The 20,266-nt window shown below is 70.6% G+C and carries 27 protein-coding genes; 4 read left to right on the plus strand and 23 right to left on the minus strand.

Going from position 1 to position 20,266, the window contains the following annotated elements:
- The first annotated feature begins 20 nt into the window (after positions 1-20).
- A complete protein-coding gene (gene mycP / locus ACWEF6_RS31775; protein WP_449686319.1) occupies positions 21-1,598 on the plus strand; it encodes a type VII secretion-associated serine protease mycosin in 1,578 nt (525 codons plus the stop codon).
- A gap of 46 nt (positions 1,599-1,644) precedes the next feature.
- Here mycP and ACWEF6_RS31780 read toward each other — a convergent pair whose 3' ends face one another.
- The 3 genes from ACWEF6_RS31780 to eccB all read right to left on the minus strand — a co-directional run bounded on the left by ACWEF6_RS31780 (position 1,645) and on the right by eccB (position 4,785).
- Positions 1,645-2,772, minus strand: coding sequence for a WXG100 family type VII secretion target (locus ACWEF6_RS31780; RefSeq protein WP_449686320.1), 1,128 nt, complete (start codon positions 2,770-2,772; stop codon positions 1,645-1,647).
- Positions 2,769-3,086 carry a hypothetical protein gene (locus tag ACWEF6_RS31785; protein ID WP_449686321.1) on the minus strand — a complete coding sequence of 106 codons (318 nt, stop codon included), beginning with the start codon at positions 3,084-3,086 and terminating at the stop codon, positions 2,769-2,771. The genes ACWEF6_RS31780 and ACWEF6_RS31785 overlap by 4 nt, the downstream gene beginning before the upstream one ends.
- 64 nt (positions 3,087-3,150) lie before the next feature.
- The gene (eccB, locus tag ACWEF6_RS31790) at positions 3,151-4,785 is read right to left on the minus strand and encodes a type VII secretion protein EccB (protein WP_449686322.1); all 1,635 of its coding nucleotides are present in this window, start codon (positions 4,783-4,785) and stop codon (positions 3,151-3,153) included.
- A 271-nt stretch (positions 4,786-5,056) separates the two neighbouring features.
- On the opposite strand from eccB, the gene ACWEF6_RS31795 reads away from it, so the two are divergent.
- Genes ACWEF6_RS31795 through ACWEF6_RS31805 form a run of 3 tightly spaced genes read left to right on the plus strand, consistent with a single transcriptional unit; the run spans position 5,057 to position 7,439 of the window.
- Positions 5,057-5,608 (plus strand): hypothetical protein, encoded by a 552-nt coding sequence (locus ACWEF6_RS31795; protein WP_449686323.1) that lies wholly within the window; start codon positions 5,057-5,059, stop codon positions 5,606-5,608.
- Complete coding sequence (eccE, locus tag ACWEF6_RS31800; RefSeq protein WP_449686324.1) at positions 5,542-6,723, plus strand: type VII secretion protein EccE; 1,182 nt, start codon at positions 5,542-5,544, stop codon at positions 6,721-6,723. Before ACWEF6_RS31795 ends, eccE begins: the two co-directional genes overlap by 67 nt.
- On the plus strand, positions 6,720-7,439 hold the full coding sequence (locus tag ACWEF6_RS31805) for a hypothetical protein (RefSeq protein WP_449686325.1): 720 nt from the start codon (positions 6,720-6,722) through the stop codon (positions 7,437-7,439). The genes eccE and ACWEF6_RS31805 overlap by 4 nt, the downstream gene beginning before the upstream one ends.
- Before the next feature lie 46 nt (positions 7,440-7,485).
- On the opposite strand, the gene truA is transcribed toward ACWEF6_RS31805, so the two are convergent.
- The 20 genes from truA to rpsH form a co-directional block, all read right to left on the minus strand.
- Positions 7,486-8,418, minus strand: a complete 933-nt coding sequence (gene truA / locus ACWEF6_RS31810; protein ID WP_449686326.1) for a tRNA pseudouridine(38-40) synthase TruA — start codon at positions 8,416-8,418, stop codon at positions 7,486-7,488.
- Entirely contained in the window at positions 8,402-8,956 is a 555-nt protein-coding gene (gene rplQ, locus ACWEF6_RS31815) for a 50S ribosomal protein L17 (RefSeq protein ID WP_310967669.1), read from the minus strand. The genes truA and rplQ overlap by 17 nt, the downstream gene beginning before the upstream one ends.
- A gap of 41 nt (positions 8,957-8,997) precedes the next feature.
- Positions 8,998-10,068 (minus strand): DNA-directed RNA polymerase subunit alpha, encoded by a 1,071-nt coding sequence (locus ACWEF6_RS31820; protein WP_004558887.1) that lies wholly within the window; start codon positions 10,066-10,068, stop codon positions 8,998-9,000.
- Positions 10,069-10,173: 105 nt separating this feature from the next.
- Positions 10,174-10,779: a 30S ribosomal protein S4 gene (gene rpsD, locus ACWEF6_RS31825; RefSeq protein ID WP_043781959.1), complete on the minus strand. Its 606-nt coding sequence runs from the start codon at positions 10,777-10,779 to the stop codon at positions 10,174-10,176.
- A gap of 23 nt (positions 10,780-10,802) precedes the next feature.
- Positions 10,803-11,210 carry a 30S ribosomal protein S11 gene (gene rpsK / locus ACWEF6_RS31830; protein WP_004558885.1) on the minus strand — a complete coding sequence of 136 codons (408 nt, stop codon included), beginning with the start codon at positions 11,208-11,210 and terminating at the stop codon, positions 10,803-10,805.
- A gap of 18 nt (positions 11,211-11,228) precedes the next feature.
- Positions 11,229-11,414, minus strand: a complete 186-nt coding sequence (locus ACWEF6_RS31835) for a hypothetical protein (RefSeq protein WP_013222623.1) — start codon at positions 11,412-11,414, stop codon at positions 11,229-11,231.
- Positions 11,411-11,791 carry a 30S ribosomal protein S13 gene (rpsM, locus tag ACWEF6_RS31840; RefSeq protein ID WP_004558883.1) on the minus strand — a complete coding sequence of 127 codons (381 nt, stop codon included), beginning with the start codon at positions 11,789-11,791 and terminating at the stop codon, positions 11,411-11,413. Before rpsM ends, ACWEF6_RS31835 begins: the two co-directional genes overlap by 4 nt.
- A 204-nt stretch (positions 11,792-11,995) precedes the next feature.
- Positions 11,996-12,109 carry a 50S ribosomal protein L36 gene (gene rpmJ, locus ACWEF6_RS31845; RefSeq protein WP_004558882.1) on the minus strand — a complete coding sequence of 38 codons (114 nt, stop codon included), beginning with the start codon at positions 12,107-12,109 and terminating at the stop codon, positions 11,996-11,998.
- A gap of 35 nt (positions 12,110-12,144) precedes the next feature.
- Complete coding sequence (gene infA / locus ACWEF6_RS31850) at positions 12,145-12,366, minus strand: translation initiation factor IF-1 (protein WP_004558881.1); 222 nt, start codon at positions 12,364-12,366, stop codon at positions 12,145-12,147.
- 286 nt (positions 12,367-12,652) lie between these two features.
- Complete coding sequence (gene map, locus ACWEF6_RS31855) at positions 12,653-13,429, minus strand: type I methionyl aminopeptidase (RefSeq protein ID WP_449686327.1); 777 nt, start codon at positions 13,427-13,429, stop codon at positions 12,653-12,655.
- 44 nt (positions 13,430-13,473) lie between these two features.
- Positions 13,474-14,028: an adenylate kinase gene (locus tag ACWEF6_RS31860; protein ID WP_449686328.1), complete on the minus strand. Its 555-nt coding sequence runs from the start codon at positions 14,026-14,028 to the stop codon at positions 13,474-13,476.
- A complete protein-coding gene (secY, locus tag ACWEF6_RS31865; protein ID WP_449686329.1) occupies positions 14,025-15,332 on the minus strand; it encodes a preprotein translocase subunit SecY in 1,308 nt (435 codons plus the stop codon). The genes ACWEF6_RS31860 and secY overlap by 4 nt, the downstream gene beginning before the upstream one ends.
- Before the next feature lie 254 nt (positions 15,333-15,586).
- A complete protein-coding gene (locus ACWEF6_RS31870) occupies positions 15,587-16,192 on the minus strand; it encodes a LysE family translocator (RefSeq protein WP_449686330.1) in 606 nt (201 codons plus the stop codon).
- Between the two features lie 4 nt (positions 16,193-16,196).
- Positions 16,197-16,733, minus strand: a complete 537-nt coding sequence (locus ACWEF6_RS31875; protein WP_449686331.1) for a hypothetical protein — start codon at positions 16,731-16,733, stop codon at positions 16,197-16,199.
- 801 nt (positions 16,734-17,534) lie between these two features.
- Positions 17,535-17,981 (minus strand): 50S ribosomal protein L15, encoded by a 447-nt coding sequence (gene rplO / locus ACWEF6_RS31880; protein ID WP_086842934.1) that lies wholly within the window; start codon positions 17,979-17,981, stop codon positions 17,535-17,537.
- The gene (rpmD, locus tag ACWEF6_RS31885) at positions 17,978-18,163 is read right to left on the minus strand and encodes a 50S ribosomal protein L30 (RefSeq protein WP_033291195.1); all 186 of its coding nucleotides are present in this window, start codon (positions 18,161-18,163) and stop codon (positions 17,978-17,980) included. Before rpmD ends, rplO begins: the two co-directional genes overlap by 4 nt.
- Position 18,164: 1 nt before the next feature.
- A complete protein-coding gene (gene rpsE / locus ACWEF6_RS31890; protein WP_004558874.1) occupies positions 18,165-18,809 on the minus strand; it encodes a 30S ribosomal protein S5 in 645 nt (214 codons plus the stop codon).
- 34 nt (positions 18,810-18,843) lie between these two features.
- Entirely contained in the window at positions 18,844-19,242 is a 399-nt protein-coding gene (gene rplR / locus ACWEF6_RS31895; protein ID WP_449686332.1) for a 50S ribosomal protein L18, read from the minus strand.
- Positions 19,243-19,244: 2 nt separating this feature from the next.
- On the minus strand, positions 19,245-19,784 hold the full coding sequence (gene rplF, locus ACWEF6_RS31900; RefSeq protein WP_004558872.1) for a 50S ribosomal protein L6: 540 nt from the start codon (positions 19,782-19,784) through the stop codon (positions 19,245-19,247).
- Between the two features lie 16 nt (positions 19,785-19,800).
- A complete protein-coding gene (rpsH, locus tag ACWEF6_RS31905; protein WP_004558871.1) occupies positions 19,801-20,199 on the minus strand; it encodes a 30S ribosomal protein S8 in 399 nt (132 codons plus the stop codon).
- Positions 20,200-20,266: the final 67 nt, after the last annotated feature.

The following is a 20,266-nucleotide window of genomic DNA, read 5'->3' on the forward strand; positions in this document are numbered from 1 at the left end:
CCGGGTCGGGTGAATCTCGGATGTCAGCAGGACGCCCCCTGGGCTCGGCCCGGCGCACCACGACGGCCCTGCTCGCCGGCACGATCGGCGTTCTGGCCACGGTCGCGGGCGCGGTGCCGGCCCACGCCCAGGCCGCCCCGGCCGACGGCTACTTCGCGACGCCGCCGCCGGTCGACGACAGCAAGCTGATCCCGGATTCCCGGCAGCCGGACAAGAAGTACAAGAAGTCGAAGGCCTGCGTCCAGCGCAGCACGCTCGGCCGGGACATCGTGCTGAAGAACCGGCCGTGGGGCCAGGACTACCTGCAGATCGGCAAGGCGCAGGAGATCGTCAAAGCGGCCACCGGCAGCGCCGGGGGCACCGTGCGGGTGGCGGTCGTCGACACCGGCGTGACCCAGCACCCGTGGTTCCAGAACCGGGTCAAGTCCGGCGGCGACTACGTCGCGAAGCCGGACGGGAAGCCCGAGGGCCTCGAAGACTGCGACGGCCACGGCACCGAGGTCGCCGGCATCATCGCGGGCAAGCCCGACAACCCGGAGGTCGGGTTCATCGGGGTCGCCCCGGACGCGACGATCGTGTCCTACCGCCAGCTGAGCGAGAACTACGAGCCCGACACCTCGACCCCGACCCCGCCGGCGAGCAGCAGCGGGGGCACGCCGCCGCCGTCGTCGAGCACCAGCCCGCCGCCGGGCGGCGGGGGCGGCAGCGGCGAAGGCGACCGGACGTCTCCGGGACAGACCAACGGCGGGCGCCAGCTGGAGAAGGCCGGCACCGCGGGGACGTTGAAGACGCTGGCCGAAATCATCCGCGGCATCGCCGAGCGCAACGAAGCCGACATCATCAACATGTCGGTCGACAACTGCCGCCCGGCCACCGGCTCGATCACCGAAGGCGAGCAGCAGGTCCAGGCCGCTGCCCACTTCGCCGCGCAGCGGGGTGTCGTGATCATCGCCGCCGCGGGCAACGCGACGGACACCTGCCCGCAGAACGACCAGCCGGACGCGCGGAAGCCGAATACGATCGTGACGCCGCCGTGGTTCGCCGACGACGTGCTGTCCGTCGGGGCGATCGACGAGACCGGCAGCGTGGCCCCGTTCAGCGTGCACGGCCCGTGGGTCGGCGTAGCGGCGCCAGGGACGCAGATCATGTCGCTCGACCCCGCCGAAGGCTCCGACGGCTTGGCGAACCTCACGTTCGAGAACGGCGACAAGGCCAGCCCGATCCAGGGGACGAGCTTCGCGGCGCCGTACGTCGCCGGGCTCGCGGCCCTGGTCAAGGCCAAGTACCCGCAGCTGGACGCGAAGGGCATCATCAACCGGATCAAGGAGACGGCCCAGCACCCGGCGGCACCGGGCGGCCGCGACAACTTCGTCGGCTACGGCGTCATCGACCCGGTGGCGGCGCTGACCCAGAGCCTGCCGTCGGAAGTGGGGAACCCGGCGCCGATCCCGGGCCCGCAGATGGCCCAGCTCCCGCCGGCCAACGACCGCAGCCCGACCCCGGTGATCGTGGCGCTCGCCGGAACGGGCGGCGGCCTGGTGGCGTTGCTGATCACCCTGTTCGTGATGCGCACGATCCGCCGCAACCGCCCCGAGTAGTCCGGCGATACCCGTGCTCGACCGGGCACGCGTGATGCCGGTTCCGTCACTTCGCGGGCGGGGCCGGGGGCTTCTTCGGCTGGGGGTTTTCGTCCTCGCCGATCACCGGCGGGGCCACCAGATCGGGCTCGCCCAGCAGCTCCGACGGCTTCGTCGTCGGGCGGGTCTTCGACTGGCGGCGGCCGCCGCCACCGCCTCCGCCGAACGCGCCGAAGCCCATCATCGGCATCATCGGCATCCCGGACGCGCTGTGGCTCGCGGCGCTGTCCGGGGCCGGCTGGGGTGCCGGCTCCACGGGCTGGGCCGCGTCCGGCGTGCCGGCGCCGGTGTGCTTCGGCTCCGCCGGATCGCCGCTCGCCGACGACGGTGTCGTGACCGCGTCGGAGTCGGAGTTGGGTTCGGAGTCGGAGTTGGGCTCGGCCGGAGGTGGGGCGGGGGTGGTGGGTTCCGGCTCGTGCAGGCGGAAGCGCTCCTCCGGGTAGCGGTGTGCGATCTCGATGCTGCGCGTGGCCGCGTCGGGGTCGTCGATGCCGTTGCACAACCGGTCGAACGCCTCCAGGACGTCTCGCGCCGTCTCGTACAGCGCCTTCGCCGCGTCCTGGGTCTCCGTCAGCTGTGCCCGGGCGCGCTTGGTGCCGCCGCTGGGCAGCATCATCGTCTCGGAGATCAGGTCCGCTGCGCCGACCAAAACATCGGCGAGGTCGACGACCAGGTGGCGCAGGGTGGTCACCAGGTCGTCGAGGGCGTCCGCGAGCGTCGTGAGCGCCTCGCGGAGGTCGCCGCCCGCGGCGCCGATCTCCCGGATGTACCCGACGAACGCGTCGGCGTCTCGGCCCTCCCAGCCGGCGTCGAGCCGGCCCAGGTGGTCTTCGAGGCGGGCGGACACCTCGGCCGCCGCCGCGGCGGCCGCGCGCAAGCGGCCGGCTTCGGCGCCGAGGTCGCCCCAGCGGCCGAGCAGCGGGCGGAAGTACGTTTCCACCGGGTCGATCAGCCCGAGCCGGCCGGACACCTCGGTGAGGTAGGCCAGGTAGGGCTCGGCGGTGGCGGCAATCCCGGCGCCGTCCGCGTCCGGGGCGAACGCGACCGCGGGCGCGGTGACCACCGGGGCGGCGGCCCGCTTCGCGAGCGGGTGCGGGATGGAGTCCGTGGACGCCTCCGGCTCGGCGAACGTCATCCGTCGAGCCTTCCGGCCCGCTTGATCAGCTCCGCGGCTTCGGCGTCCTGGCCGCCGTGGCGGACCGTCACCTGCCGCAGCGCCTCCGCGGCCGAGCGCAGCGCCTCGGCTCCGTCGGCCAGCTGACGCCGCAACGCCCCCGCCGCGCGGCCGTACGACTCCCCGACGCCGATCTGCGCCCCCAGCGTCCCGTAGGACTCCCCGGTGACGTCGCCGCCGACCTCGGCCGCCGCCGCGTCCAGGTCGTCCGCGGCGGCCTCGGCCGTCTCGGCGTACCGGGCGACGACGACGCCGTCCATCTTCAAGCCGGCCACGGCACCTCCGCTCGCGAAAAGGACCTTCGAGCGTGGGACGTCCGCCGCGGCCCGGCGGTTCCGCTCAGTTCGCCGGCTGCTGGGTCGTGGGGAACGCGCCGGCGTTCGGGTCGATCGGCACCGCGTCGAACTGCCGCAGCACGTCCTGGGTGTTCAGCGACGCCCCGGTCGGCAGCAGCCCGATGATCGACTCGGGCGCGGGCTGCCGGTTGTTCAGGCCGATCGCGTCCGCGGTCTGCGCGTCCGGGACGCTGTAGCGGACGCCCCGGTCGGAGATCAGCTGGATCGCGCCCTTGCCGAAGCTGGCCTTGCCGGTGGCGGACTGGACGACCGCGGCGAACCCGGGCTTGAGGTAGAAGCCGTTGAGCGGCACCCGGTTCGGGCCCGGCGTCGTCACGGCCATCGGGGTGAACTTCTCGCCGGTGCTCTTCTGGCCGGGCAGCTGCGTGTCGACGTACACCGAGGTGTGGCCGTCCTGGTCCGGGCCGGAGCCGACCAGCGACCAGCCCAGGCACGCGACCGAGGAGTTCTTCGTCGCGTCAAGGATCGTCGGCACCGAACGCGGGAAGTCGTCGACCGGGATGTAGTCCGGGTCGTTCGGCTGCAGGGTCTTCACGCCGGCGAGCTTGTCCAGGCCCAGCGTCTGGATGCTGCTGGAGCTGCCGTTCTTCGCGACGCGGATGATGTCGGCGACGGCGTTGGACACCCGCTGGATGCCGGTCGGCGTGATCGCCCAGTAGTTCAGCTCACGCTGGCCGGCCTGCTGCGTGGCGAAGACGTCGCCCGAGGTCAGGCCGTCGAAGTCCGCCGGGGCCTGGCCGCTCGGGATCTTCGGCGGCGACAGCTTCGCGACCTCGGGGATCGCGTTGAGCAGGCCCTGCGTGATCTTCCGCGGCGACGGCGGCAGCTGCAGCGCCGTCCGGACGGCGTCGTTCGGGTTGTCGACGTCGATCTCGGCGCGCACGGTGTTGGCGTTCGGCCGGTTCCGGGAGCTCGGCAGCCGGTAGACGAGGTAGGTCTTCCCGTTGTCGGCCTTCGCCAGCAGCGCCTCGTTCTCGCCCAGCTCGGTGCCGAGGCCGCTCGGCGCGATCCCGCCGAAAACGTAGGTGTTGGTGCGGCCCGTGTCGGGGTTCGGCAGCGACGTGTCGAGCTGAACCTGGTCGCACACGGCCCAATTCGCGGAAATTCGCTGGGAATCCGTCGGGATCAGCTGCGGACCGTCCGGAATTCCGGTCAGTTTGTCGCGCGGAATGTCCTTCAGCTGCTCGTCGGAAACGACCGTGGGATTCTTCACACTCGCCGGGCTCGCCGGAGCCGGAGCGGGAGCCGCGGTCGCGCCGCCCGCCCCCGCGCCCGGTGACTTCTGCTGGGCCAGCAGGAGAAGCCGGGCCGACGCGAGGTTGAACGTCGGGATCAGCTTCTTCGGGTTGCCCGTCACGACGTAGACCGTGCCGGACTGCTCGCCGATCACGATGTTCCCGGCCTCGGGCACCGACGGCGCCGGGCTGAGCAGGCCCCAGACGACGAAGACGATCATGCCGAGCGCGCCCAGCACCACCCCCACGATCGTGGCCCGCGTGTGGGTGCGCATCGGGTCGTGCAGCATCACGGCATCCCGCCGGACCAGCGCCGACTGCATCCGCCGCAGGACGAACTGATACGCCTGGACCTGAGACTTAGTCGTGGGTGTTGATGGCATTCTCGACCTACAGCTCTCCCCGTCGCGGTACGGTTCCGCAGGATAGCCGTACGGGGACCGTCTGGTGTGGGGTTTCTACCAACTCAAGCTAGTGTCGGGCACCCCGGGACCCGGCTTCCGGGTACGCAGCAAGCACGAGGGGAAGAGAAAGCGCGGATGTCCGTCACCACTCCTCCACGTCCGCCTGGCCCGCCCGGGCCCCCGCCGCCCGGTGGCCGTCCGCCGGGCCCGCCGCCGCGGCCGGGCAGACCGGGCGGTCCCGGTGGACCCGGTGGCGTTCCCGGCGGCCCCGGCGGGGTGCCCGGTGGCCCGGGCGGACCCGGCGGCGTACCTGGTGGCCCCGGACTGCCTCCGCGCGGTCCCGGCGGCCCCGGTCCCGGCCCGGGTGGCCCCGGCGGACGTCCGGGCGGCCCTGGCGGCCCCGGTGGCCCGAGTGGGCCCGGTGGACCTGGTGGCGGCGGTCCTGGCGGTCCCGGCGGTAGTGGCCCGGGTGGCGGCGGTGGTCCCGGTGGTCCCGGCGGCGGTGGTCCTGGTGGTCCCGGCGGCGGCGGTCCCGGCGGCCCGGGTGGTCCCGGTGGCGGAGGTCCTGGCGGTCCCGGCGGTCCCGGCGGCGGTGGACCCGGCGGCCCCGGCGGCGGTCCCGGTGGCCCGCAGGGGCCCGACGACAGCGGTCCCGCCACTCCCCCGCCCGGCCCGGCCCGGGTGGCTCCGCCGGCGCGGCGGCGGTCCGCCGGCGTCACCCTCGGCCCGCTGCCCGTGGCCAACCTCGTCGTGCTCGAAGTCGGCCTCGCGATCGGCCTGGTGCTGCTCGCCATCGACATGAAGCTGAAGTGGGTCGGCGTCGGCATCGTCGGCTTCGCCCTCATCGTCGCGCTGCTGCGCTGGCGCGGCCGCTGGTTCACCCAGTGGGTCGGCCTGACGCTGCGCTACACCTTCCGTTCGCACGACCGGGTCGCCGAGCCGCTGCCGCCGAGCACCGTCGAAGCCATGACCGCCGAGGAGACCACGGTCACCGGCCCCGACGACGCGCGCGTGAACCTGCTGCGCATCGCCGTGCCGGACCTCGTCGTCGCGCACGGCGTCGACCACGAACGGCAGCAGGTCGGGCTCGCCTGGAACGACGGCACGTGGACGGCGGTGCTGCTCGTCGAGCCGGCCCCGGCGCTGATCACCCAGGCCGACGGCGCGCCGAGCCTGCCGCTGTCGGCGCTGGCGCCCTGCCTCGAGGACCGCGGGGTGGTCCTCGACTCGATCCAGATGATCTGGCACTGCTACCCGGGCAGCGCCGCGCTGCCGTCGGACTCGCCGGCGCTGAGCTCCTACATGGAGGTCCTGGGCCCGCTGCCTGCGGCGGCCCGGCGGACGACGTGGGTGGCGATCCGGCTCGACCCGCGGCGGTGCCCGGCGGCGATCCGGGAACGCGGCGGCGGCGTCGTCGGCGCCCACCGCGCGCTGATCGGCGCGCTCTCGCGGGTGCGCAACGCGCTGGAGTCGCAGGGCGTGCCGACGCGGCCGCTCGACCCGGACGAGCTGCTGCGGGCGAGCATCTCGGCCGCGGAGCTGACCTCCGTCGCCGGTTCGCCCACCAAGGTGACGCTGCAGGAACGCTGGTCCGGCGTGACCGCGGCCGGCATCGGGCACGCGAGCTACGCCATCACCGGCTGGCCGAAGGGCAAGGTCACCAGCAGCCTCAACGCGCTGACGAGCGTCCGCGCGCTGTCGGCGACGCTGGCGATGTCGATCTCCCCGGCGTCCGACGAGGGCAAGATCGGCCTGCGCGGCGTGGTCCGGCTGAGCGCGCGGAACCCGCGTGAGCTCGACGCCGCCGACCAGCGGCTGCAGAACCTGTCCGAACGGCTCGGGGTGGACCTGACGCCGCTGCGCGGGCTGCAGGTGTCCGCGCTCGCCGCGACGTTGCCGATCGGAGGCACAGCATGAGTTCGCGCGTCCGTGACGCCGGGCAGAACGGCGGCGTGGCACCGGAGTTCACGGTGGACCCCGCGCTGCTCGACGCGATCAGCCCCTCGGGCGACCGCGGCGGCATCGTCCTCGGCTCCGGCCTCAAGGGCGAGCCGCTGACCATCTCGGCGCTGCGCTCGACGCCCACCCGGATCGTGCTGGTGGGCGGGCTGTACCTGGCCCGCCAGGTGGCCATGCGGGCGATGGCGGTCGGGGCGTGGGTCGTGGTCGCGACCGGTCGCCCGACGGAGTGGCAGGTCCTGTCCCGCGCGGCGGGCAGCCGCGACGGACGGCCGTCTCCGCTGGTGCAGATCCGCCGGCTGTCCCCGGTCGAGCTGCCGCGGCCGTCGGAGGACGCCCCGCTGCTGGTGGTGACCGACGGCGGCCCGACACCGCAGGACCTGTTCCCGCCTCGCTCGCCCTGGCAGACGACGGTCTACGTGCTCCCGTACCTGCACCCGCAGGCGGGCGCGACGGCCAACGCGGCGGACCTGGTGCTGATGCAGCGCCTCCCGGCCGGCCAAGCCGAGCTGGCGGCCCGCATCTGGCGCCTGCCGCCCCAGATGATGCGCCAGCTGACGACGTTGAAGGACGACCAGGTGGTGGCCCTCGGCCGCAACCTCTGGCGGCCGCTGAGGCTGGTCACGACGGGCAAGGAACAGCAGCTCCTCGGCCCGGTCCGCCGCGGCGACTGACCTCGGCCCCGGCTGTCGTGAGTGGTAAGGAGGGTTCTAACCCTCCTTACCACTCACGAGGGGCCGGGGACGTGCGGATGTTGCGGGTCTGCTCGGCGCGGGCGGCCAGCTCGTCGTCCGGCGGGTAGTCGACGCCCAGCAGCGTCAAGCCGTGGGCCGGGGCGACCGCGCTGTCGCGGATGCCGCTCTCCAGGACCTTCGACGGCCACGCGTCGGTGCGGCGGCCGTCGCCGACCAGGAGGAGCACGCCGACCAGGCTGCGGACCATCGAGTGGCAGAACGCGTCCGCCGAGACGCGGACTTCCAGCAGGTGGTCGTCGACCCGCGCCCACTCCAGGCGCTGTAGCTCGCGGATCGTCGTGCCCGTGTCGCGCTGCTTGCAGTACGCCGCGAAGTCGTGCAGGCCCAGCAGGTCCGTCGCCGCCGCGTTCATCGCGTCCGTCGACAGTGGACGGTTCCAGGCCAGCGTGTCGTGACGGCGCAGCGGGTCCACGCCCCACGGCGCGTCCGAGACCCGGTAGCGGTAGTGCCGGCGGATCGCCGAGAACCGGGCGTCGAAACCCTCGGGAGCGACCCGGGCGCCCAGCACGCGCACGTCGCCCGGCAGCAGGCGGTTCCAGCGGCCTGTCATGCGCGTCAGGTCCGGGATGCCTTCCGGGGACACCGGGATCCGGCCCGAAGGCGACGAGAGGGGCACCACGTCGACGTGCACCACCTGGCCCGTCGCGTGCACACCGGCGTCCGTGCGGCCCGCCACGACGACGGACTTCGGCACCGACGCCCCCGGCGGCTGCTTCTGCAGCGCCTCCTCCAAGAGGCCCTGGACCGTGCGGCGGCCCGGCTGGCGGGCCCAGCCCGAGAAGTCCGTGCCGTCGTAGGAGACGTCCAGGCGCAGACGAACGAGCCCGCCCTCCCCGGGGGGAGTGGCGGGCTCGTCCGGTGTCGAAGCGGCCGTCAGGACGTCAGTCCTTCTTGGCATCCGCGTCGTCCGAAGCCGGAGCCTCGGTCTCCGCGGCGGTGTCCTCAGCCTTGGCCTCCTCGGCGGCGGGCGCCTCGGTGGTCTCTTCGGTCGAGGTCTCCTCGGCAGCAGCCGGGGCGGCGGCCTTCTCGTCCTTCGCGAACTTCGTCTTGCGAGCGCGCTCGGCTTCCGAAGTCACCGTCTTCTCGGCCACCAGCTCGATGACGGCCATGGCGGCGTTGTCGCCCTTGCGCGGCATCGTCTTGGTGATCCGGGTGTAGCCACCCGCACGCTCCGCGAAGTGCGGACCGATCTCGGCGAACAGCTTGTGCAGGACGTCCTTGTCACGGACGACCTTCTGCACCTGACGACGGTTGTGCAGGTCGCCCCGCTTCGCCTTGGTGATCAGCTTCTCGGCCAGCGGGCGGACCCGGCGGGCCTTCGCCTCGGTGGTCGTGATCTTGCCGTGCTCGAACAGCTGCGTGGCCAAGTTGGCCAGGATCAGCCGCTCGTGCGCGGACGACCCGCCGAGCCGGGCTCCCTTGGTAGGGGTGGGCATTGGTTCTCCTAGTTCAGCTCACAGCGTCCGGGCACAGAGCCTCAGAGCTGCTCGGTCTCTGCGTAGTCCTGGCCATCGTCGTGGCCGTCCGAAATCCCGTCGGCGATGCCACCGACACCCTCCGACCAGCCTTCGCCGTCGTAGCTGGCGGCCGCCGCGGTCGGGTCGAACCCGGGCGGGCTGTCCTTCAGCGCGAGGCCGAGACCGACGAGCTTGAGCTTGACCTCGTCGATCGACTTGGCGCCGAAGTTGCGGATGTCGAGCAGGTCCGCCTCGCTGCGCGAGACGAGCTCGCCCACCGTGTGGATGCCCTCGCGCTTGAGGCAGTTGTACGACCGGACGGTGAGGTCCAGGTCCTCGATCGGCATCGCGTAGGCGGCGATGGTGTCCGCCTCCTGCGGCGACGGGCCGATCTCGATGCCCTCGGCGTCGACGTTCAGCTCGCGGGCGAGACCGAACAGCTCCACCAGCGTCTTGCCGGCCGACGCGACCGCGTCGCGCGGCGTGATCGACGGCTTGGTCTCGACGTCCAGGATCAGCTTGTCGAAGTCGGTGCGCTGCTCGACACGGGTGGCCTCGACCTTGTAGGTCACCTTGAGCACCGGCGAGTAGATCGAGTCGACCGGGATCCGGCCGATCTCCGCGCCCGCCTGCTTGTTCTGCAGGGCCGGAACGTAACCGCGGCCGCGCTCGACGACGAGCTCGATCTCGAGCTTGCCCTTGCCGTTCAGCGACGCGATGTGCAGATCCGGGTTGTGCACGGTGACACCCGCCGGCGGCACGATGTCGGCCGCCGTGACCTCACCCGGGCCCTGCTTGCGCAGGTACATGGTGACCGGCTCGTCCTCTTCCGAGGACACCACGAGCTCCTTGAGGTTCAGGATGATGTCGGTGACGTCTTCCTTCACCCCGGGAACGGTGGTGAATTCGTGCAGCACGCCGTCGATGCGGATGCTCGTCACGGCCGCGCCCGGGATGGACGACAGCAGCGTGCGCCGCAGCGAGTTGCCGAGCGTGTAGCCGAAGCCGGGCTCCAGCGGTTCGATGGTGAACCGGGAGCGGGTCTCGTTGACCGTCTCTTCGCCGAGAGCCGGCCGCTGGGAAATCAGCATTTCTTCCTAGTTCCTTTCCAGACGACGCCCGCCATATGACGTCGAAGGGATGGCGCGGCGGCGGCGCACTGTGGGCGCCGCCGCCCTGCGTCCGACGGTGCCGGACTACTTCGAGTAGAGCTCGACGATCAGCTGTTCCTGAACCGGAACGTCGATCTGCGCACGCTCCGGGAGCTGGTGGACCAGCACGCGGAGGTTGGACTGGACGACCTGCAGCCACGCCGGGATCGGGCGGTCGCCGAAGGACTCCTTCGCCGCCACGAACGGCAGCATGCCCATGGACTTCGGCCGCACGTCGATGATGTCCCACTTGGTGACCTGGAACGACGGGACGTTCACCTTCTGGCCGTTGACCAGGAAGTGGCCGTGGCTCACCAGCTGACGCGCCTGACGGCGGGTGCGGGCGATGCCGGCGCGGTAGATCACGTTGTCCAGGCGGGACTCGAGGATCTGCAGCAGGTTCTCACCGGTCTTGCCGGGACGCCGGACGGCTTCCTTGTAGTACCGGACGAACTGGCGCTCGAGCACGCCGTAGGTGTAGCGAGCCTTCTGCTTCTCCTGCGACTGCAGGAGGTACTCGGACTCCTTGATGCGCCCGCGGCCGTGCTGGCCCGGCGGGTAGGGGCGACGCTCGAAAGCCTGGTCGCCGCCGATGAGGTCAACCTTGAGGCGACGCGAAATACGCGTCGCGGGGCCGGTGTAACGAGCCATTTCTTCTTACTCCTCCCCGTTCCTCAGACCCGGCGCCGCTTGGGCGGGCGGCAGCCGTTGTGAGGCTGCGGGGTCACGTCCTGGATGGTGCCGACCTCGAGGCCGGCCGCCTGCAGCGAGCGGATCGCCGTCTCGCGGCCCGAACCCGGGCCCTTCACGAAGACGTCGACCTTCTTCATGCCGTGCTCGGCGGCCTTGCGGGCAGCGTTCTCGGCGGCCATCTGCGCGGCGAACGGGGTGGACTTGCGGGAGCCCTTGAAGCCCACGTGCCCACTCGACGCCCACGCGATCACGGCACCGGTCGGGTCCGTGATTGAGACGATGGTGTTGTTGAAGGTGCTCTTGATGTGCGCGTGACCGTGCGCGACATTCTTCTTTTCCTTGCGGCGGACCTTCTTGGCCCCGGCCGCAGTACGAGACTTCGGTGGCATGTTCTGAGGGTTCTCCTGTTAGCGCGCGTTCTCTTGGTGAGCGGCGACCGCTTCGGCCTGGCCGCGCCGGATGATCGAACCGGCGTCGGTGTACAGGTTGCGGAGCGCCATCGGGCGGGCGTAGAGCGCCTTGGGCGAGACACAAGCCGAGCCGCGGCGCTGAACGCCACCCATCTGCACGACCTTCTTGCCCTGGACGCTCACTTCTTGCCAGCCTTCTTCTTGCCGGCGACCGTCTTCTTCGGACCCTTGCGGGTGCGGGCGTTCGTCTTGGTGCGCTGACCACGGACGGGAAGTCCGCGGCGCCAGCGAAGGCCCTCGTAGCACCCGATCTCGATCTTCCGACGGATGTCGGCGTTCACCTCACGGCGAAGGTCACCCTCGACCTTGAAGTTCTCTTCGATGTACGTACGCAGCTTCGCGAGGTCGTCATCGCTGAGGTCCTTGACGCGGGTGTCCGCGTTGAGCTCGGCAGCCTTGATGAGCTGCTTCGAGCGGGTACGGCCGATGCCGTAGATGTAGGTAAGCGCGATCTCCAACCGCTTTTCGCGGGGGAGGTCTACGCCAGCGAGTCGTGCCATTGGCGCTGATGCTCCTTCTTCGGTTTCTTCTTCAGGTCTGCTCCCCGTCCGGTTCCGGGACCGACTCGCCTGTCGTGCCCTCGGCTTGCGCCTCGGGTGTCCCAGCCCCGGCCTGAAGCCCGGGGGTGAACCGGACCACTCGCGTGGCCCGGCAGGTGCGGGGAGGTTGTGTAGCCGTCAATCCACTCTGGTCGAGTGCTGTGATCAGCCCTGCCGCTGCTTGTGCCGCAGGTTCTCGCAGATCACCATGATCCGGCCGTGACGGCGGATCACCTTGCACTTGTCGCAGATCTTCTTGACGCTCGGCTGAACCTTCACGTCTTCTGCTCCTGCTTGTTAGCTGCTCTTCGTGATCACTTGTAGCGGTAGACGATGCGACCACGAGAGAGGTCGTAGGGCGAAAGCTCCACGACAACCCTGTCCTCCGGCAGGATGCGGATGTAGTGCTGCCGCATCTTGCCGCTGATGTGAGCCAGGACCTTGTGACCGTTCTCCAACTCGACGCGGAACATCGCGTTGGGGAGCGGCTCGACTACGCGGCCTTCGACCTCGATGGCCCCGTCTTTCTTCGCCATGTCCTCCGCATTTCCCTGTCGGTATCGTCTGTCGCCACACTTGATCAACTCGAGCACTAGTGCTGGGTCGGGTGTTGCGTGGCACACTGGTGCCCGGCTCCCTAGACCGTGAATTCACGAGCGCGCAGGATCCGGGCGCGATAAGTGCGCCGACTTGACAGTGTACGCAGGTCGTGTCGCGACCCCCAAACCGGGGGTGACCATGGTAGGTGAACGGGCGACAGCGGTCGTGAGTGGTAAAGCGGGTTAGAACACGCCTTACCACTCACGAGGGCGTTTGCGCAGGTCAGGCGTCTCCCGGGGCCGTCAGCACCCAGGGACCGTCTTCGGTGATCGCGACGGTGTGCTCCCAGTGGGCCGCGCGGGAGCCGTCGGCCGTGACGACCGTCCAGCCGTCGTCCAGCTCGCGGGTCTCGCCGCCGCCGCCGGTGAGCATCGGCTCGATCGCCAGGGCCATGCCGGGCTTGAGCCGGGGGCCCTTGCCGGGCTTGCCGACGTTCGGCAGGAACGGGTCCATGTGCATCTGGCGGCCGATGCCGTGGCCGCCGTACTCGACGATCATCCCGTACTCGATGCCGTCGTCGCGGCCCGCGCGCTCGGCGGCGGACTGGACGGCGTGGGAGATGTCGGTGAGCCGGCCGCCGGCGCTGACCGCCTCGATGCCGGCCCACATCGCCGCCTCGGTCGCCGCGGACAGCGCCAGGTCGGCGTCGGAGACCTTGCCGATGGCCAGCGTGACGGCGGAGTCGCCGTGCCAGCCGTCGAGGATGGCGCCGCAGTCGACGGAGATGATGTCGCCGTCGGCCAGCACCTGGGTCTTCGCCGGGATGCCGTGCACGATCTGCTCGTTCACCGACGCGCAGATCGACGCCGGGAACCCGTGGTAGCCCTTGAACGACGGCACCGCGCCGGCGTCCCGGATCGTCTGCTCGGCCAGCTCGTCGAGCTCGGCCGTGCTGACACCGGGCTTCGCCGCGGCGCGGACCGCCGCGAGCGTGCGGGCGACGACGAGGCCCGCGGCCCGCATCGCCTGCAGCTCGTCCGGGGTCTTGACTTCGATCATGCGCCCACGGCGGAGCACTTGCAGAACACGCAATCCTCCGAGGTTCACGTGCGGTCGCGCAGCGCTTTCAGCACCCGGCCGGAGATCTCCTCGACGCTGCCGACACCGTCGACGGTCACCAGGATGTCGGCGTAGTACTCCAGCAGCGGCGCGGTGTCCGACACGTAGATCTGCTGACGGCGGCGGATGACCTCTTCGGTGTCGTCCGCGCGGCCGCGCGACATGAGCCGCGCGACGACGACGTCCTCCGGCACCTGCAGCTGGATCACGGCGTCGAGCGTGACGTCCGCGTCGCCCAGGATCTCGCCGAGGACCTCGGCCTGCTTGGTGTTGCGGGGGAAGCCGTCGAGCAGGAAGCCGGCCTTGGCGTCCGGCTCGGCGAGCCGCTCGCGGACCATTTCGTTGGTCACCGAGTCGGGCACGAGCTCGCCCGAGTCCAGGTAGCGCTTCGCCTCCTGGCCGAGCGGGGTCTCCTGGCCGACGTGGGCGCGGAACAGGTCACCGGTCGAGATGTGCGGGATGCGCAGCTGCTCGGACAGGGCCACCGCCTGCGTGCCCTTGCCCGCACCGGGCGGGCCGACGAGAACCAGGCGCGTCACTTCAAGAACCCTTCGTAGTTGCGCTGCATCAGCTGGCTTTCGATCTGCTTCACGGTGTCGAGGCCGACACCGACCATGATCAGCACAGCCGTGCCACCGAACGGGAAGTTCTGGTTGTTCCCGCTACCGGTCACCGACAGGAAGAAGTTCGGGAGGATCGCGATGATGCCCAGGTACAGCGAGCCCGGCAGGGTGATCCGGCCCAGCACGAAGCTGAGGTACTCGGCGGTCGGGCGGCCGGGGCGGATGCCCGGGATGAAGCCACCGAACTTCTTCATCTCTTCCGCACGCTCGTCCACGTTGAACGTGATCGTGATGTAGAAGTACGTGAAGAAGATGATCAGCGCGAAGTACAGCAGGATGTGCACCCAGCTGGACTGGTTCACGATGTAGTTCTTGATGAACACCTGCCAGCCGGAGTTGGCGTTCTGGTCGCCGACGAGGCGGCTGATCAGGTCCGGCAGGTACAGCAGGGACGACGCGAAGATGACCGGGATGACGCCGGCCTGGTTCACCTTGATCGGCAGGTAGGTCGACGTGCCGCCGTACATCCGGCGGCCGATCATGCGCTTGGCGTACTGCACCGGGATCCGGCGCTGGCCCTGCTCGACGAAGATGACGCTGGCGATGATCACCAGGCCGAAGGCGCAGACGACGGCCAGGCCGAGGCCACCGGCGTTGCTGAGGATGTTGCCGCCCTCGACCGGGATGCGCGCGGCGATGTTCAGGAAGATCAGGACGGACATGCCGTTGCCGACGCCGCGCTCGGTGATCAGCTCGCCCAGCCACATCATGACGGCGGTGCCCGCGGTCATGGTGATGACGATGATCGCCAGCGAGTAGACGCTGTTGTCCGGGATGATCGGCTGGTCGCAGTCCGGGAAGAGCTGCTTGCGGTCCGCGAGCGCGACCACCCCGGTGGCCTGCAGGATCGCCAGCGCGATCGTCAGGTACCGGGTGTACTGGGTCAGCTTGCCCTGGCCGGACTGCCCTTCCTTCTTCAGCTCCTCGAACCGCGGGATGACCACGGTGAGCAGCTGGATGATGATGCTCGCCGTGATGTACGGCATGATGCCGGTCGAGAAGAGCGACAGCTGCAGCAGCGCACCACCGCTGAACAGGTTCAGCAGCTGGTAGACGCCCTCCTGCTGCGCCTGGGAGCTACAAGCCTGTACGGCACCGTACGAGATGCCGGGCGCCGGAATGGTCGCACCGATTCGGTAAACCGCGACGATGGCTAGCGTGAACAGGATCTTCTTGCGTAGATCCGGCGTCGCGAGAGCCGAGCGGAAGGCGCTGAGCACGCGGGGGACCTCCTCGGCGTCGTCGGCTGTCCTAACCGACGATCGGCTTGGCCGGCACGGGGCCGGCGGGAACACACAGCACTACTGGCACGCAAGCCAGGAACGCTTCGGGGCACACTCGTCCCGAAGCGTGTCGCCGACTCTAACAGCTTCACAGGGCGTGTCCGCAGTCCGTGTGCGTTTTCCGTACCAAGGTTGCTCCGGCGGGTTGATCCACATCGCCGTCTTGGCGGTATTCCTTGACAGATGATGGATCAGGCGTTCGACGTCGCGAGCACGCCGGCCAGCCCGACGAGCACCACCCCGGTGGCCCGGTCGACGCCCCGCCGGGGCAGCTTGACCGTCTTCACCGCGGCGCCGGCGACGACGTAGACCGAGCCGGCCAGGAACTCGGCCAGCAGGTAGCCCGCGCCGAGCAGCGCGATCTGCGTCGAGAAGGGACCGTGACCTGCGTCGATGAACTGCGGGACGAAGGCGGTGAAGATCAGGATCGCCTTCGGGTTGGTGATCGCGACCCCGAACTCCTTACGGGTGACACGCCAGGCCGTAGTGGGGGTTTTGGGCAACTCGTCCGGGGTGTTTTTGCCCCGGAAGGTGGACCACAGCAGGCGGACGCCGAGGTAGAGCAGGTAGGCGGCGCCGGCCCACTTGATGATCGTCAGAGCGGTCTCGGAGGCGGCCAGGAGCTGCCCGAGCCCGGCCGCGACGGCGGCGATCAGCAGGGTGAAGGCGGCCAGCCGGCCCCCCAGGCCGGCGAGGCCGTGGCGAACACCGTGCGTCATGCCGTGGTGGAGGCCGAGCAGGTTGTTCGCCCCTGGCGTAAGGGCGACGAGCACGGAGGCGCCGAAGAAGACCCACACGTGTTCACCGTAGCGGCGGTTCGTCCGGCTCGTCCGGCTCGTCCGGGGGCAGCACGGTGATCGCGACCCCGGAGGGCGGCGTCGGGGTGTCGGCGTAGGCGACGGCGGGATCGGCCCAGGCGGGGTCCCGGAGGTGGCCGAGGAGGGGCAGGTGCGCCACGACCGCCGCGGCGGCGGCCGTCACGGCGGCCAGGGCCAGCAGCCACATGCCGGGTCCGGTGGTGACCTCCAGGTCCACCTCTTCCCCGGCGATGGCAGCCAGCTCGAACCGGAACATCGCAACGGTGGTGACGACCCCCGCGGCGAACACCGCACCGGCCGACAGCAGCCACCGGGTCAGGCCCCGCCCGGGCCGGGAGAAGGCCGCGAACGCCGCCGCGGCCAGGAGAACGATCGCGACGATGACGGGGATGCCGACGGGCACCCCGGGACGGTCGGTGGGTTCCTGGCCGGAGACTTCGATGCGGTTGCCCCAGGCGGTCTCGGTGATGGTCAGCTGGGCGTCGCCGAAGCCCTGGCGGAAGGAGAGCTCCTGGAGCATCCGGAAGAGCGGCAGGAAGCACCCTCCGACGGCCAGAAGGGCGGCGAGGGCCGCGAGGACCGCCGGAAGGTGCCGGGGCAGCCGGGAGGCGGGCGGCTCGGGAGCGGGGGCTTGGGCGGGCGCGGGGGCAGGCGGTGGGGGCGCGGCGACGGTGGGGAGCTCGGCGACCGGGAAGGGTAGTTGGCCGGGCGGGGTGGGGGGTGGGAAGAGCGGTGGCTCGGTGCGGGGTGTGGCTGCCGCGGGGAAGGCGAGGGGCTCCGCGGGCGGGGTATCCGCCGGGAAGAGCGGTGGCTCGGTGTGGGGTGCGCCTGGCGCGGGGAAGGTGAGCGGATCGCCCTGCCGCGGCCGTTCGGCCGCCGCCTCCGACGGGAACGCCAGCGGATCCGCAGGCGGGGTCACCGGCGCATCCGCCGGGAACAGCGGCGGCTCGGTGCGCGGTGCGGCCGCCGCAGGGAACGCCAGCGGATCGCCCTGCCTCGTCGCTGTGGCCCCCTCAGAGAGGGCCGGCGGTGGTGCGGCCGCCGGCTCCGCGGGGAAGGCCAGGGGGTCGTCCTGCCTCGGCACTGCCGCCTCCCCCGGGGCGCCTTCCGGTGCTCCGGCTCCCGGCTCGACCCCGGCGAGCTTGGGCGCCTCGACCGGGAAGCTCAGCGGGGAATCCGCCGCGCCGGCCGGGGGTGGGGGGTCTTGTGCGGGTCTGTCCACCCCTGTGATCCTCCGCCCGGATCCGGCTTCCGGCAAGGAAGTCCGGGAACGCCGAAGGCCCGCCCGGCGCGAGCCGGACGGGCCTTCAAACGAGCAGCCTCAGTTGGTGGTGGCGGAGCCACCGGCCGCTTCGAGCTTCTCCTTAGCGGAGCCGGAGAACGCGTCGGCGGTGACGTTCAGCTTGACGCCGTTCACGTCGCCGTTGCCGAGGACCTTCACCAGCTTGCCCTTGCGGACCAGACCGCCCTTGACCAGCTCGTCGGCGCCGATGGTGCCGCCGTCCGGGAAGACGCGGGCGATGTCGCCCACGTTCACCGGCTGGTACTCGGTGCGGAAGCGGTTCTTGAAGCCGCGGAGCTTCGGGAGCCGCATCTGGATGGGCATCTGCCCACCCTCGAACCGGGCCGGCACGTTCTTCCGGGCCTTGGTGCCCTTCGTACCGCGACCGGCCGTCTTGCCCTTCGAACCCTCACCACGGCCCACGCGGATCTTGTCGCGCTTGGCGCCCGGAGCCGGACGCAGGTGGTGGATCTTGATGGCCGTCATGCCTTGACCTCCTCGACCTCCACCAGGTGGCGGACGGTGTGGATCAGGCCGCGCACCTGGGGGGTGTCTTCACGCACGACGCTCTGGCGGATCTTGCGCAGCCCGAGGGTGCGCAGCGACTCGCGGTGAGCGTGCTTCGTGCCGATCTTGCTCTTGACCTGGGTGACCTTGAGCTGAGCCATGTCAGACCCCCTGGCCCGCGCGCTGGCGCAGCATCCGGGCCGGCGCGACGTCCTCGAGCGGGAGACCGCGGCGGGCCGCGACCTCTTCGGGACGCTGCAGGCCCTTCAGGGCCGCCACGGTCGCGTGCACGATGTTGATCGCGTTGTCGGAGCCGAGCGACTTCGACAGCACGTCGTGGACACCCGCGCACTCCAGCACGGCGCGCACCGGGCCACCGGCGATGACGCCGGTACCGGCGGAAGCCGGGCGGAGCAGCACCACACCGGCGGCTTCCTCACCCTGGATCGGGTGCGGAATGGTGCCGCCGACGCGCGGGACGCGGAAGAAGTTCTTCTTCGCTTCCTCGACGCCCTTGGCGATGGCCGCGGGAACTTCCTTGGCCTTGCCGTAGCCGACGCCGACCTGACCGTCGCCGTCGCCGACGACCACCAGGGCGGTGAAGCTGAAGCGACGACCACCCTTGACGACCTTGGCGACGCGGTTGATCGTCACGACCTTCTCGAGGTGCGGGGTCTTGTCCTGGGCCGCCCCGCCACGGCCGCTGTCGCGCCGGTCGCGGCGGTCGCGACGGTCACCGCGGTCGTTGCCGCCCTGCCCGCCGGGTCCACCCTGGCCGCCGCCGAATTGCCGTGTACGTCCCGGCATCAGGCTTTCCTTCCGTTAACAAGCTTCTGCATCGTCAGAACTCCAACCCCGCCTCACGGGCGGCGTCGGCGAGCGCGGCGATGCGGCCGTGGTAGGCGTTGCCCCCACGGTCGAACACCACAGCCGAGATCCCGGCGTTCTTGGCCCGCGCGGCGACGAGTTCCCCGACCTTGGCGGCCTTGGCCTTCTTGTCGCCGTCGACCGACCGGACGTCCGCCTCGAGGGTGGACGCCGACACCAGCGTGTGGCCGGCCAGGTCGTCGATCACCTGCACGGCGATGTGCCGCGAGGACCGCTTGACGACCAGGCGCGGACGCTGGTCCGTGCCCGAGACCTTCTTGCGGAGCCGGAAGTGCCGACGGGCCTTCGCGACGCGGCGGCGGGTCGAGATGTCCTTGCCCACCGGCTTGCGCTTCGTAGTCGTGTCGCTCATGATCACTTACCCGTCTTTCCGACCTTGCGGCGGATCTTCTCACCCTCGTAGCGCAGGCCCTTGCCCTTGTACGGGTCCGGGCGACGCAGCTTGCGGATGACGGCCGAGATCTGGCCGACCTTCTGCTTGTCGATGCCCGAGACCGAGAACCGGGTCGGGGTCTCCACCTTGAAGGTGATGCCCTCCGGGGCCTCGATCTTGACCGGGTGCGAGTAGCCGAGGGCGAACTCGAGGTCCGCGCCCTTGGCCTGCACGCGGTAACCCACGCCGTGGATTTCCATCTTCTTCTCGTAGCCGGCGGTGACGCCGACGACGAGGTTGTTCACCAGCGTGCGGGTGAGCCCGTGCAGCGCCTTGGAGGTGCGCTCGTCGTCCGGGCGCTTCACCAGCAGCGTGCCGTCTTCGTCGCGCTCGACGGTGATCGGCTCGGCGACGGTGTGCTCGAGGGTGCCCTTGGGCCCCTTGACCTTGATCAGCTGACCGTCGATGGTCACCTCGACCCCGGAAGGGACGGCGACCGGCAGCTTTCCGATGCGTGACATGCCTGTTCCCCTTCCCTTACCAGACGTAGGCGAGGACTTCGCCGCCCACGCTGTTGCGCTTGGCCTGCCGGTCCGTCTGCAGACCACCGGACGTCGAAATGATCGCGATGCCCAGGCCGCCGAGGACCGACGGCAGTTCGGTGGACTTTGCGTAGACCCGCAGACCGGGCTTGGAGACGCGCCGCAGGCCGGCGATGCTCCGCTCACGGTTGGGGCCGTACTTGAGCTCGACGACGAGGTTCTTGTGCTTCTCGCCCGGCTCGTCGTGGTAACCCGCGATGTAGCCCTCGCGCTTGAGGATCTCGGCGATGTTCGCCTTGAGCTTCGAGTGCGGGAGCTTGACCTCGTCGTGGTACGCCGAGTTCGCGTTGCGCAGACGCGTCAAGAAGTCTGCGATGGGGTCGGTCATCGTCATGGTGACCTGTCAACCTTTCTCGCCTGGTTCCCCGCCCGCCGGAGCGGGCGGGGCCTGTGGCGAATCT

The organism is Amycolatopsis sp. NPDC004772 (genome assembly GCF_053601215.1).

Excerpts from the sequence above, each read along its gene's own strand:
- mycP (WP_449686319.1), top strand. The coding sequence starts at position 21 with ATGTCAGCAGGACGCCCCCTGGGCTCGGCCCGGCGCACCACGACGGCC.
- ACWEF6_RS31780 (WP_449686320.1), bottom strand. The coding sequence starts at position 2,772 with ATGACGTTCGCCGAGCCGGAGGCGTCCACGGACTCCATCCCGCACCCG.
- eccB (WP_449686322.1), bottom strand. The coding sequence starts at position 4,785 with ATGCCATCAACACCCACGACTAAGTCTCAGGTCCAGGCGTATCAGTTC.
- ACWEF6_RS31805 (WP_449686325.1), top strand. The coding sequence starts at position 6,720 with ATGAGTTCGCGCGTCCGTGACGCCGGGCAGAACGGCGGCGTGGCACCG.
- truA (WP_449686326.1), bottom strand. The coding sequence starts at position 8,418 with ATGCCAAGAAGGACTGACGTCCTGACGGCCGCTTCGACACCGGACGAG.
- rplQ (WP_310967669.1), bottom strand. The coding sequence starts at position 8,956 with ATGCCCACCCCTACCAAGGGAGCCCGGCTCGGCGGGTCGTCCGCGCAC.
- ACWEF6_RS31820 (WP_004558887.1), bottom strand. The coding sequence starts at position 10,068 with ATGCTGATTTCCCAGCGGCCGGCTCTCGGCGAAGAGACGGTCAACGAG.
- rpsD (WP_043781959.1), bottom strand. The coding sequence starts at position 10,779 with ATGGCTCGTTACACCGGCCCCGCGACGCGTATTTCGCGTCGCCTCAAG.
- rpsK (WP_004558885.1), bottom strand. The coding sequence starts at position 11,210 with ATGCCACCGAAGTCTCGTACTGCGGCCGGGGCCAAGAAGGTCCGCCGC.
- rpsM (WP_004558883.1), bottom strand. The coding sequence starts at position 11,791 with ATGGCACGACTCGCTGGCGTAGACCTCCCCCGCGAAAAGCGGTTGGAG.
- infA (WP_004558881.1), bottom strand. The coding sequence starts at position 12,366 with ATGGCGAAGAAAGACGGGGCCATCGAGGTCGAAGGCCGCGTAGTCGAG.
- map (WP_449686327.1), bottom strand. The coding sequence starts at position 13,429 with ATGATCGAAGTCAAGACCCCGGACGAGCTGCAGGCGATGCGGGCCGCG.
- ACWEF6_RS31875 (WP_449686331.1), bottom strand. The coding sequence starts at position 16,733 with ATGCTCCAGGAGCTCTCCTTCCGCCAGGGCTTCGGCGACGCCCAGCTG.
- rplO (WP_086842934.1), bottom strand. The coding sequence starts at position 17,981 with ATGACGGCCATCAAGATCCACCACCTGCGTCCGGCTCCGGGCGCCAAG.
- rpmD (WP_033291195.1), bottom strand. The coding sequence starts at position 18,163 with ATGGCTCAGCTCAAGGTCACCCAGGTCAAGAGCAAGATCGGCACGAAG.
- rpsE (WP_004558874.1), bottom strand. The coding sequence starts at position 18,809 with ATGCCGGGACGTACACGGCAATTCGGCGGCGGCCAGGGTGGACCCGGC.
- rplR (WP_449686332.1), bottom strand. The coding sequence starts at position 19,242 with ATGAGCGACACGACTACGAAGCGCAAGCCGGTGGGCAAGGACATCTCG.
- rplF (WP_004558872.1), bottom strand. The coding sequence starts at position 19,784 with ATGTCACGCATCGGAAAGCTGCCGGTCGCCGTCCCTTCCGGGGTCGAG.
- rpsH (WP_004558871.1), bottom strand. The coding sequence starts at position 20,199 with ATGACGATGACCGACCCCATCGCAGACTTCTTGACGCGTCTGCGCAAC.